This window comes from Leminorella grimontii ATCC 33999 = DSM 5078, assembly GCF_000439085.1.
In the GTDB taxonomy this organism is placed as follows: Bacteria; Pseudomonadota; Gammaproteobacteria; order Enterobacterales; family Enterobacteriaceae; genus Leminorella; species Leminorella grimontii.
On sequence record NZ_AUUA01000021.1, the window covers coordinates 30,064 to 41,753 of the forward strand.

Consider the following 11,690-nt stretch of genomic DNA (forward strand, 5'->3'; position numbering starts at 1 on the left):
AGGCGCGGTGAACGTGCTGATTACCGGCGCGTCCGGCTTTATCGGCGGCGCTTTTTTGCGGCGTTTCGCGGCCCTGGAGGGCGTTTCTCTGTGCGGCGTAGGGCGACGCGAGCATGTCGATTTTCCCTCGTCAGTGCGCTATTGCGCGTTGGCGCTCGACAGGCTGGACGAGCTGGATTTCACGCCCGACGTCGTTATCCACGCGGCGGGCAGGGCGTCGCCCTGGGGAACGAAACGGGACTACTACCGGGACAACGTCGAGACGACTCGGCAGGTGATTGATTTTTGTCGCCGCCGTGGGTTTCCCAGGCTGATATTTATTTCAAGCGCGGCGGTCTATTACCGCTTTGAGCACAGGCTTGGCCTGCGGGAGAGCGATCCCATCGGCCCGGTATTTACCGGCGAATACGGACGAAGCAAGCGGCGGGCAGAGCTGCTGGTGGAGGACTACTGCGGCGAAAAAACGATTTTTCGCCCGTGCGCGGCCTTTGGCGATGGCGACCGACTGCTGTTTCCTCCGCTGTTGGCTGCTGCCAAAAAGGGGAAGCTGGTAAAGCTGCTTGCCGAGGGCGTAAAGGCGCAGGCCGATATTATGCACGTCGACGCGCTGTGCGATTATCTTATGCGTGCGGCGACCTATCCGAAGCTCAGAGCGTGCTATAACATCTCCGCCGATCGTCCCGTAGAGACGGAAGGGCTGCTCTGCGAAGCGTTGCAGCAGCTCGGCCTGCCTCAGCCGGAAAAAACGGTGCGGCTGCGTTCGGCCCTGCGCTTTGCCGGCGCGCTGGAGCTGCTTTGGCGATGGCTGCCGCTTTCGGGGGAACCGCCGATTACCCGCTTCGGCGTTGCGGTGTTCGGCTATGCCTCCACCCTTGACGTTACCCCCATGCTGGACGACTTCGGCCCGCCATCGGTGGATTTCACTCTTAGCCTGCGGGCGTTTTTACAACAATATAGGGAGGCGCGCTGATGGTAGCCATTGTCTTGCTCTGGTTGGCAATCCTGCTGTTTAAGGTGCATTTTGCCCTCAGGATCCTGCGTGCCCCCGGAACCCAAACTCACGGCAGCTTTGACGACGTTACGATTATGCAGCCGATACTCAGCGGCGATCCCGCGCTGGAGTCGGTTTTAGCCTCTAACCTGCGGAATCTTTGCGGGGCGAAGTTTCTTTGGCTGATAGACGACGATGACGCGCAGGCCGCGAGGGTGACGCGGCGCCTGCTGCGATGCTATCCGCAGAGCGACGTTCGCGTGTGTTCTTATCCTCAGGCGCCGGAAGGGATCAACCCAAAGCTGTTTAAGCTTGAGCAGGGAAGGGCGCTGGTCGACACGCGGAGCGTTCTGATACTGGATGATGACGCTGCCCTGACCGCGTCATCGCTTCAAACGATGCTCGGCGAGCTTGGCGATAATGCGCTGGTCACCGCCTTACCCTGGTATCGAGCGGCGGAAAACGCGCCGTCGCGCCTGTTGGCGCAGTTTGTTAACGACAACTCGGCGTTGACCTATTTGCCGCTGCTGCCCTTTGCCAAGCCTCTGACGCTAAACGGCATGTGCTACGCCCTGCGCCTGAGCTCGCTTGAGCGCGTCGGCGGATTTTTGCCGATTATGCATCACCTGACGGACGATCTCGCTCTGGCGACGCTGTTGACCCATGAAGGCGTGGAGATTGTGCAGTCTGCCGCAACGGTGGGCGTGCAGACCAGCGTGCCGGACGTCAGGCGCTATTTCCGCCAGATGCACCGCTGGTTCCTGTTTGCCACGCTGCTAATGCGCGAGAAGAGCATCGCAACGAATCTGGCTATTTTTGTTCTTCAGGGGCTTCATCCGCTGCTGCTTTGGGCGATGATCGCGCTGGCGTTCGGCGGTGCGGCTAACGCCGGCGTACTGGCGGTGGTGCTGCTAATTCGCCACTTCGCGCTGCGTCGGGTTCAGCGTGCGGTATCGGCGGACATTCCCGCCCGCCCGGCGCTTTCCGTGCTGTCAGAGCTGCTGCAGCCGCTGCACTTACTGAACGCGCTGCTTAACCGCACCATTTACTGGCGTTCGCGGCGCTATCGCATTTTCAGTAATGACCGATTTACTTCACTATGACCGAATTTCGCCTGAACGTTGCCTTTATCACCGGCAGAAGCCGACCCGATAACCCGGCGCTAAGCCCGGCACAGCGGGGTTTTCTCGAGAGCCTGTCGGTGGAGGGGGGAAGCCCGGTGGCGGTAAATTTTCCCTGGTCGCCTCAGTCAGGGCCCTGGCGGGAAACAGGGCTGCTGCGCGCCAGCGTGAACAACGCGTTGGAGTACCTTAACTCCCGCAGGCCGAGGTTCGTAGCGCGCTATCGGGAGTCCGCCATTGCGCTGCTTGAGTCGGCGGACCACACGCTGTTGCTTTCCGGCAGCTGCGGGCTGGAGCTGTTCAACAATCTGCGGCTGCCCGCATCGCTTATGCCGCGCGTCAGCGTTTTTGCCTACGGCCCCGTCGCCCGCCGTCGTCCGGACTGTCACCACCTGCTGGTGCAGGGGCGGCAGGATCGGATTTCTCGCCTTTGGTTCGCCCGTCCGGATGCGTGCATACCGTGCGGCCATATGGACTATCTCCCGCGTCCTGAACTACTTGAGCTGTGCCAGCGGTTTATCAGTCAGATACGGGAGAGAAATTCCTAGATGCAGCGTTTACTCGACCTTATTCCGCCGAACGTGACCCGCATTGACCTGCTGGCGCCACCGTTTTCCGGCCACCTGCATCCGGTGCTGGCGATGGGCAGGGCGCTTTCCGCCTGTTATCAGGTGCGGATTATCAGCACCTGTGGAGCCCGCGCCCGCATTGAGGCCGCCGGCCTGGAGTGCCTGACGCTGAAAGGGGATTACGACACGCCGCTGCTGTCGGTAGTGAACCCGAAGTACGCGGTGAAGTCCCATCCCGTGAGGCTCTATCGGCAGTTTCGCGCCGTCGTCAGACTGCTGGCAGGTTTTGCAGACGAACTGGAGCTGACGTGGCGAAGCGAGGGGAAGCCGGATTTAGCGATCGCCGACTTTACTCTCCCGGTGGTGGGGGAAGTTTGCCGCAGGCTTGACGTTCTCTGGTGGAGCAGCCTGCCTTCGCCCTGCGTGCTTGAAGCGCCGGACGGCGCGCCCGCCTATTGCGGCGGGCTGATGCCGGCAACGGGGCGCGGCGAGCGCTTATGGCACCTTATCCATCGCAAAAAGGTGCGGCTATTTAAACGCGCGGCGTTCTGGCTGTTTCGAGACGTCATTCGCCAAACGGGGATCGCCAGGCTTTATCGGCCTGACGGCAGCGAAGCCGCTTACTCGCCCACCCGTATTCTCGCCCTTGGCGAAGAGGCGTTTGAATTTCCGCGCACCTGGCCTGCCTCCGTCACGTTTATCGGCCCCGCGCTGTATACGCCGCCGACCAGAGGAGAGGCTCCGCCCTTTATCGAGGGGAAACGCCACGTGCTGGTGACGCTGGGTACGCACCTCGACTGGCACAAAGACGCCGTCGCAAAGGCGGTGATTTCTCTCGCTCGCGGGCTTCCGGACTGGGAGTTTCACTTTACCGACGGCAACCCGGCGGGTGAGCAAAGCCTGAGGCAGAATAACTTCAGCCGCGTCGCCTGGATTGATTACGACCTCTGGCTGCCCCGCTATGACGCGGTTATTCACCACGGCGGCGCGGGGATTATGTGGCACTGCCTGAAGAAGAACGTTCCCGCGCTGGTTTACCCGGTCGATTACGACCAGTTTGATCACGCGGCCAGGCTAGAGTACAGCGGCAAGGGCGTCTGGATCCGAGGAGGGCTGAAGGCGTTGGCGAACGCCGGGCCGATGTTGGTGAAGTTGGTGGCGGATGGCAAACGGGAGCCGGAGAATTAACGGCGCTTTGGCAACGCGCCGCTCCCGCACCGGCGCTACGCGCTCTTTTTCAACCCTGCAAACGTCTCTCGAATCGCCCTTTCCGGCAGCTGAACGCCGATAAACACCAGCGTGCTTTGGCGCGCTTCCTGCGTTTCCCACTCTCTGTCCCAGTCGGCGCTGTAAAGGCGCTGAACGCCCTGAAACAACAGGCGTTTGGGTTGCCCCTCGATCCACAGTATGCCCTTGTAGCGCAGCAGCCTGTCGGCAAAGCCCAACAGCAGGTTTTCCATCACCTTGGACACTTCTTCCAGCGCTACAGGGTAGTCGAGATTGACGACGATGGACGAAACGTCATTTTGTTTATCGGGAATAAAGTGGAAGCGCGGCTTTTGCGGCAGCACGTTTTCTTCCAGCATAAAGCCGTTGGTGTTAAACAGCTGCGCCAGGTCGATATCGCCGTGAATAACCTTATAGATTGGCGCTCGAGCATTGATGCGCTGCAGGCGCTCGATAAGCTCGTCGTTGTCTTTGGCGACGTCGGTTTTCGTTAGCAGAAGCCTGTCGGCGTAGCCTATTTGCGACTGGGCGATGGTGAACTGGTCCATCTGCTGCCAGGCGTGTACGGCGTCGACCAGCGCGATAACGCCGTCGAGCAGGTAGCGCTGGCAGATGACCTCGTGGGAGAAGAACGCCTGAATAATCGGGCCGGGATCCGCCATGCCGGTGCATTCGATGATCAGCCTGTCGAAGGCAACGGAGCCTTTGTCCAGCCCGTCGAGCAGGTCCAGCAGTGCGTCTTCCAGCTCTTTTGAGCGGGTGCAGCAAATGCAGCCGTTGGTCAGCGTTTTAATCTGGGTGGCGCGGTCGCCGATGATTTCGGCGTCAACGGGAGCGTCGCCGAATTCGTTTTCAATCACGGCGATCTTATAGCCGTGCCGTTCGTTGAGAATATGGCGCAGCAGGGTGGTTTTTCCTGCGCCGAGAAAGCCGGTGAGTAGGGTTACTGCTATGGGTTTCATTCGATGTCTCCTGTACCGACAGGCTACGCGGCCTAACAGCAGCGCATGCCGCCTTTCCCGTCTCCGCCGTAGCGCGCCTGTTGGCGCTCGCGAAAGAATTCGGCGTAGGTCATTACGGGTTGGTCGGGGTGGGTAGTTTTCACGTGCTGAACGTAGGTATCGTAGTCCGGTATGCCTATCAGCATGCGGGCCGCCTGACCGAGATACTTTGTTGCTTCGCCTAATTGACCGAACATGGGAGATTTCCTGATAAGAATTAGCCCGTTAGATGTGGACGAGCACTGATGGCAAACCTATTAAATCGACCTCAGTGGATATTCCGACCGTAAGGACAATGTGCCTATATAACCACAGTGCTCGGTCGGAAGAGCGCTTGTATTAGCTTTAGGAGCGCGTCGGGCATAGCCTTCCTAGGGGCACTTCGTTGGCTTGCGCCAAGTCGACCCCAACGGAAGACTCTCCCTCCGATTGGATTTCGTAGGTCAAATTTATCTAAGACCTACGGAACCAAACTGAACCTAGTGTCCCATAGAGGTTTTAACGCCTCCCTCGGGGACTGGGACGTACGGCGTTTCCTTGTCGGTGCGCTCGGTGCCGTTGCGCGCCTTCATCCAGGTACGAATGCCGTAGAAGATGATGCTGTACACCACCACCAGGAACAGGATGCTCAGGCCGGCGTTGGTGTAGTTGTTGATCACGATGTGGTTCATGTTGGCAATCTGCTGCGCCGTCAGCTCGCCGCCGGCAGCAATGCGCGCCTTGTATTCGCTGGCCATGTAGAAGAAGCCTTCGAGCTGCGGGTTGGTGCTAAACAGCTTCATGCCCAGCGCCCAGGTGGTGCAGATAAGCAGCCAGACTGCCGGTACAACGGTGACCCAGACGTACTTGGTGCGCTTCATCTTCACCAGTATCACGGTGCACAGCACCAGCGCCACGGCGGCCAGCATCTGGTTGGAGATGCCGAACAGCGGCCACAGGCTCTTAACGCCGCCCAGCGGGTCGACCACGCCTTGGTACAGCAGGTAGCCCCACAGGCCCACGCAGCCTGCGGTGCCGATGATGCCGGCGACCAGAGAGTCGGTTTTCTTCAGGAACGGAATGAAGTTGCCCAGCAGGTCTTGCAGCATGAAGCGGCCTGAACGGGTGCCCGCGTCCAGCGCGGTCAGGATGAACAGCGCTTCAAACAGAATGCCGAAGTGGTACCAGAAGCCCATGTCGGCCATCGGCATGATCTTGTGGAACACGTGGGCGATACCGACGGCCAGCGTCGGCGCGCCGCCTGCGCGGTTCAGTACCGACGGTTCGCCGATGTCCTTCGCCGTTTGCAGGATCTGCTCCGGAGAAATAACGAAGCCCCAGGAGCTGACGGTAGCCGCCGCCTGTGAAGTGACGTCTTTCAACTGAGCCATAATCATCGGCGCGTTGTCGCCGCCCAGCTCGTGCAGGTTAGGCATGGTGATGCCCAGCGCGGCCGGTGGGGTGTTCATGGCGAAGTACAGGCCCGGTTCGATGATAGAAGCGGCAACCAGCGCCATGATGGCGACGAAAGATTCCATCAACATGGCGCCGTAGCCGATGAAGCGGGCGTCGGTTTCGTTCGCCAATAATTTCGGCGTAGTGCCTGAAGAAATCAGCGCGTGGAAGCCGGAAACGGCGCCACAGGCGATGGTGATGAACAGGAACGGGAACAGCGCGCCCTTCCACAGCGGGCCGGTGCCATCAATGTACTGCGTGACCGCCGGCATTTTCAGATCCGGGTTGAGGATAACGATCCCCAGCGCCAGGCCGACGATAACGCCGATCTTCAGGAAGGTCGCCAGATAGTCGCGCGGCGCCAGAATAAGCCATACCGGCAGCAGGGCAGACACGAAAGCGTAGCCGATAAGCGTGAAGGTGATAGTGGTGTCTTTAAAGGTCAGCGCCGGGCCCCAGTACGGGTCATGCGCGATAACGCCGCCAAAGTAGATGGAGGCGACCAGCAGCACGATGCCGATAACGGAAACTTCACCCACCCGACCAGGGCGGATAAATCGCATGTAGATACCCATAAACAGCGCGATCGGTACCGTTGAACAAACGGTGAAGACGCCCCAGGGGCTTTCCGCCAGCGCTTTTACCACAATCAGCGCCAGTACGGCGAGGATGATTATCATGATAAGGAAGCAGCCGAACAGCGCGATGGTGCCGGGTACAGAGCCCATCTCTTCTTTTACCATCTCGCCCAGAGACGCGCCGTTGCGGCGAGAAGATATAAACAGCACCATGAAGTCCTGCACTGCGCCCGCCAGCACGACGCCGGCCAGCAGCCACAGCGTACCGGGCAGATAGCCCATCTGCGCCGCCAGCACCGGGCCTACCAGCGGGCCAGCGCCTGCGATGGCCGCAAAGTGGTGGCCGAACAGCACGTAGCGGTTGGTAGGAACGTAGTTAAGGCCGTCGTTGTTGATAACGGCGGGAGTCGCGCGGGTGGAGTCCAGCTTCATCACCTTTTGGGCGATGTAGAGGCTGTAGTAGCGGTAGGCGACCAGATAAACGGAAACGGAAGCGACGACGATCCACAGCGCGCTTACGTGTTCCCCTCTGCGCAAGGCGACGACCGCCAGGCAGAAAGCGCCGATGATCCCGAGGACCACCCACGGTATATGCTTAAGAAAGCTGTTTTTGTTCATAAAAGACCTACTTGTCAGACAAACGCAAACGGCCGAAGCCGCATCGATGTAGTCGTTATATTTGGGAATTTTTTTGCGATTTTTTGGAAATTCAGGACACAGTCTAAAAACTACGACCACGGTAGCTATGATGGCGGAATCGCACTACGGGAGGAGGAGGAATTGGTTGAGCGGTTGTATAACGGGTTAAGCGGTTATTTGGAACATCGAACGGTTTTTCTACGACTAAAGTCGGCCAAGTTTTGTGATGAATATCACTAAATTACGGTGAAAGAAGAAAACGTACGGTCTGCACGGCGGGCCTTTTTATCGCCTCTCCTTCAGTTCGTCATTAGTTTTTCTGACGCTTTTCTTTTTAGTTCATTTTTATCATAAAAATCAGTTGGTAGAGTTATATTCGTTATGACAAAATCGCCCGCCGCTCTGGGGCGATTATTCGAATAATTTTTATAATTTATTAAGGTTTTTCCGTTTTGCTTCCGCCCTTACTATCCATAAGGGACGGCGCATATCTAAAACGTGGGACTATCGCGAATGCGAGAAAACCGGCGCCGGGATGGATTAGACAGAGAAGGAGTCAGTCATGCAGTACTTAAGTGAGATGCCCATTGATATAAGGGAAACGCTGGTAAAGCTTTTGAATGAAGAGTCGTTAAACTTTCACCTGGAGTGGTTTGAAGATGGCAGCGTTGTATTCTCTACTGCCGATTCCTGCGGCGCCTATAAAGTGACCGTCGAAAAAAGCGCCAAGACCTGGAAGGACGTGCGAGGCGCCAGCGCAGCCTAACGCACGGAAAGCGGGGGCAAATCGTCGTTATCCCAGTACACTTAGTGCAATAGCCCAGTGAGAGGAAATGACGATGCCCAGCTATAAGTACCGTATCACGGTAGAACCTCTGGCCGAAGGCGGGGAGGCGGTGAAAGCGCCAGTGGCGTTTGAGGTCGAAAATCATGACGATATCCTTAAGATAGTCGAAACGCTTAAAGGCAGAAAAGACATCGGCTTTGACGAACGAACGACGTTAGAGTTTATCGTCGGGTTAAAACTGTTTTCCGAAGTCATGATGAGAAACCGTAAGCACTGGCTGTTTGAGCCCCTGAGAGACGGCTTTAAGTCGTTTATGCTAAGGCTGAAAAAGGGTGCAAGCTAATAAGCGCAAGGTTAATTTTGATGCAGAAGAGAAGGAGCCGTTGGACAAGGCTCTTTTTTCTTATTGTGTAACGGACGGGCATGCCTAAAGCGTACGTTGCGTAGCGCTATTTTTAACAATTTCTTATCTAAAATATGAACTATCAATTCAATTTTTTTGTTTTTTCTGTGAAATTTATAACCTTTGATAATTATTTTTATACGAATAAACACTCTTTTATTTTTTAATAAAAATTGATAATAAACACATTGTCCAAAAATGGATGTTAGTTTTTTTGTTTTTTTAATTTCATATATTGGCTTTAAATTCTATGAAATATAAAATTTCAGATCTTTTATATGTTAATTTTGATGTATTTAGGTTTAAAAATTATTAAATCTATTTAAATTCAGCGACTAATATCCACTATAACGATCTATAAAACTTAAAAACACTTATTTGATGTTATTTTATTTTTATGTATCCTGTTTTTTACAAGATTTTTATCCAAAAACTTCTGATAACGGACTGTAATTATACAGTATGGATACCTTATGAATAAGATAAGCCTGCTCTCTTTTAGCATATGCCTCGCGTTGAGCGGCGCGGCCTATGCGGCTCCCGCGACGACCAGCGTTGCCGACTTGGCTACTTTGACTTCCCATGGCGGAGAGGTTGACGTTGTCGATCAATGGGGAATAACTTTGCTTGATAACAACGCATTTAATTATTCAGGTGATGTTAGCGTTAAATATAAAACGACCGGCTCTGGTCGTGGTATTGGTATTAGCGTATTCAACAGTTTAATGACGCTGGGAAAAACGACGGTGGTTGTTGACGTAGACAGCGCGCCGAATGCTAACGCCGACGCCGTTACTGCCGTTCGATTAAAGAACGGTTCGGTTACGGTTGGCCCTGCGGGCAATGACAAAGTCACCGCTGAATTTGGCGCAGGTTCGTCTTTTACCGTCAATGGAAACGGCAGTACCGAAATCACCGGTCTGGATATTGAGGCTGGCCCCTATACCTCAGCCTATCTGATCCCTGAGATGACGATAACGCTAAATGAGAATACCACCGTCACGCTTAACAGAGCGGGTAACTATTCCGTTGGCCTATATGCCTATATCTCGGGCGCGAAATTTATTACTAAAGACGGGCTGTCTATCAATCTGAATTCCGACAGCGCGGCGACCATGTATGGCATCCGGGCACAGGGGATTATTCCCAGCAGCAGCGCTCCTGTATCAAGCCTGCCTGGCGCAGAAGTTGAACTAAACGGCACGACCGAAATTCACATGCTAAACGGCGGTACCGGCACGGCGGGGATCCTCGCGCACGTGACGGGCTCGAAAGTTTCGGCGCAAAAGGCAGTAACCGTTACTAACGTCACCAACAACGCTACGGCGAATTTGTACGGCCTCTATGCCAGCGGTGGTGCAATTGATTTCGCCGATACGGCTAATCTGACGATTAGCGGGGGCAGTGCAAGTTCGGCGGCAGTGATTGCCTCTGCCGGGGGCTCTGTTGCGCTGACCGGCGCCAATATTGACGTTGACGCCGGGCGTGCTTTTTATGCGAGCGGCGTAGACAGCACCATTACTGGCAGAGCGGCGCAGTATACGATTGACGGCAATATGCTGGCGGCTAACGGCGGCGCTATTAACGTCAGCATGGCGGACGGCTCTCGCTTTAACGGCATCACCAGCCTGGGGGCGACGCCGGGAACGATCGATTTGGCTATGGACGGCAGCCAGAGCGTCTGGAATATGAGCGGCGATTCGGTGCTGTCGACGCTGTCGTTAAATAACGGCGCGACGCTGGCCTATGCGCCGGTAGCGGCGGGCGGCGCGTTTACGCCCAAAACGTTGACCGTGGAAGGCAACTACGCGGGCAACGGCGGCGTGCTGACGTTGAATACCGTTTTGGGCGGTGACGGTTCCTTAACGGACAGGCTTATTGTAAACGGCGACGTTGAGGCCGGTACGACCAAGGTAGCCGTTGTGAACGTCGGCGGAACCGGCGAGCAGACCGTTGACGGGATAAAAATCGTCGAAGTGCAGGGCACGTCCATCGGTACGTTTGAGCAGCAAAACCGCATCGTGGCGGGGGCTTACGACTATTCTGTGGTGAAGGGCGCGTCTGACGAAAACTGGTATTTGACCAGTAAAGTGACGCCGATCGACCCCGAAGGTCCGGAGGGACCTGAAGGACCTGAACAACCCGGCGGCGAAAGTGCGCTGCGTCCTGAATTCGGCAGCTATCTGGCCAACAACTATGCGGCTAACACCATGTTCCTAACGCGCCTGCACGATCGCCTGGGCGAGACCCAGTACACCGACGTGCTGACCGGCGAGCAGAAGGTGACCAGCATGTGGATGCGCAACGTCGGCGGACACACGCGCTTCAGGGACAGCAGCGAGCAGCTGAGAACCAAGAGCAACCGCTACGTGCTGCAGCTCGGCGGCGATTTGGCCCAGTGGAGCAGCGACGGCCTTGACCGCTGGCACCTCGGCGCCATGGTCGGCTACGGCAACGATCGCAGCAAGACGGTGTCCAGCGTTAACTCGCGCGATTCCAAGGGCCAGACCACCGGCTACAGTGCGGGCCTGTACGGCACCTGGTACGCCAATCAGGCGGATAAGTCGGGCGCCTATCTGGACAGCTGGGTGATGTACAGCCGGTTTGACAACAAGGTGATGGGCGAAGAGCGCGAGACGGAGAAATACAAGTCACGCGGCGTTACCGCTTCCGTCGAGGGAGGCTACAGCTTTAAGGTGGGAGAAAACGAGCACAAGAGCTACTGGATCCAACCGAAAGCTCAGGTGGTCTGGATGGGCGTGAACGCGAAGGATCACTATGAGGCGGCAGGCGTTGACGGCAGCCGAGTGAAGGTAAGCGATGACACCGACGGCAACCTGATGACCCGATTGGGCGTGCGGGCCTACATGAAGGGGCACAGCGCTATCGATGAGGGCAAAGACCGCGAGTTCCAGCCGTTTATCGAAGCTAACTGGATCC

The 11,690-nt window shown here is 56.4% G+C and carries 10 protein-coding genes; 7 read left to right on the forward strand and 3 right to left on the reverse strand.

Annotated elements, in window-relative coordinates; translation table 11 throughout:
- Positions 1-7 precede the first annotated feature (7 nt).
- The 4 genes from G544_RS0116675 to G544_RS0116690 are packed head-to-tail and all read left to right on the forward strand — an operon-like array spanning position 8 to position 3,869.
- Complete coding sequence (locus G544_RS0116675; protein ID WP_027275649.1) at positions 8-970, forward strand: NAD-dependent epimerase/dehydratase family protein; 963 nt, start codon at positions 8-10, stop codon at positions 968-970.
- Positions 970-2,094: a glycosyltransferase family 2 protein gene (locus G544_RS0116680; RefSeq protein WP_027275650.1), complete on the forward strand. Its 1,125-nt coding sequence runs from the start codon at positions 970-972 to the stop codon at positions 2,092-2,094. Before G544_RS0116675 ends, G544_RS0116680 begins: the two co-directional genes overlap by 1 nt.
- Entirely contained in the window at positions 2,091-2,660 is a 570-nt protein-coding gene (locus tag G544_RS0116685) for a hypothetical protein (RefSeq protein WP_027275651.1), read from the forward strand. The genes G544_RS0116680 and G544_RS0116685 overlap by 4 nt, the downstream gene beginning before the upstream one ends.
- Positions 2,661-3,869, forward strand: coding sequence for a glycosyltransferase (locus G544_RS0116690; RefSeq protein ID WP_027275652.1), 1,209 nt, complete (start codon positions 2,661-2,663; stop codon positions 3,867-3,869). It begins immediately after the preceding gene.
- A gap of 35 nt (positions 3,870-3,904) precedes the next feature.
- On the opposite strand, the gene yjiA is transcribed toward G544_RS0116690, so the two are convergent.
- From yjiA to G544_RS0116705, 3 genes are all read right to left on the reverse strand, one after another.
- Entirely contained in the window at positions 3,905-4,870 is a 966-nt protein-coding gene (yjiA, locus tag G544_RS0116695; RefSeq protein ID WP_027275653.1) for a GTPase, read from the reverse strand.
- 32 nt (positions 4,871-4,902) lie between these two features.
- Positions 4,903-5,106 (reverse strand): YbdD/YjiX family protein, encoded by a 204-nt coding sequence (locus tag G544_RS0116700; protein WP_027275654.1) that lies wholly within the window; start codon positions 5,104-5,106, stop codon positions 4,903-4,905.
- Positions 5,107-5,388: 282 nt separating this feature from the next.
- On the reverse strand, positions 5,389-7,539 hold the full coding sequence (locus tag G544_RS0116705; protein WP_027275655.1) for a carbon starvation CstA family protein: 2,151 nt from the start codon (positions 7,537-7,539) through the stop codon (positions 5,389-5,391).
- Between the two features lie 583 nt (positions 7,540-8,122).
- Here G544_RS0116705 and G544_RS0116710 point away from each other — a divergent pair.
- From G544_RS0116710 to G544_RS20870, 3 genes are all read left to right on the forward strand, one after another.
- Positions 8,123-8,326 carry a hypothetical protein gene (locus G544_RS0116710; RefSeq protein ID WP_027275656.1) on the forward strand — a complete coding sequence of 68 codons (204 nt, stop codon included), beginning with the start codon at positions 8,123-8,125 and terminating at the stop codon, positions 8,324-8,326.
- 73 nt (positions 8,327-8,399) lie between these two features.
- Entirely contained in the window at positions 8,400-8,690 is a 291-nt protein-coding gene (locus tag G544_RS0116715) for a DUF3861 domain-containing protein (RefSeq protein WP_027275657.1), read from the forward strand.
- A gap of 533 nt (positions 8,691-9,223) precedes the next feature.
- Positions 9,224-11,690, forward strand: a 2,467-nt coding sequence (locus G544_RS20870) for an autotransporter outer membrane beta-barrel domain-containing protein (protein ID WP_036024400.1), incomplete at its 3' end; no start/stop codon positions are given.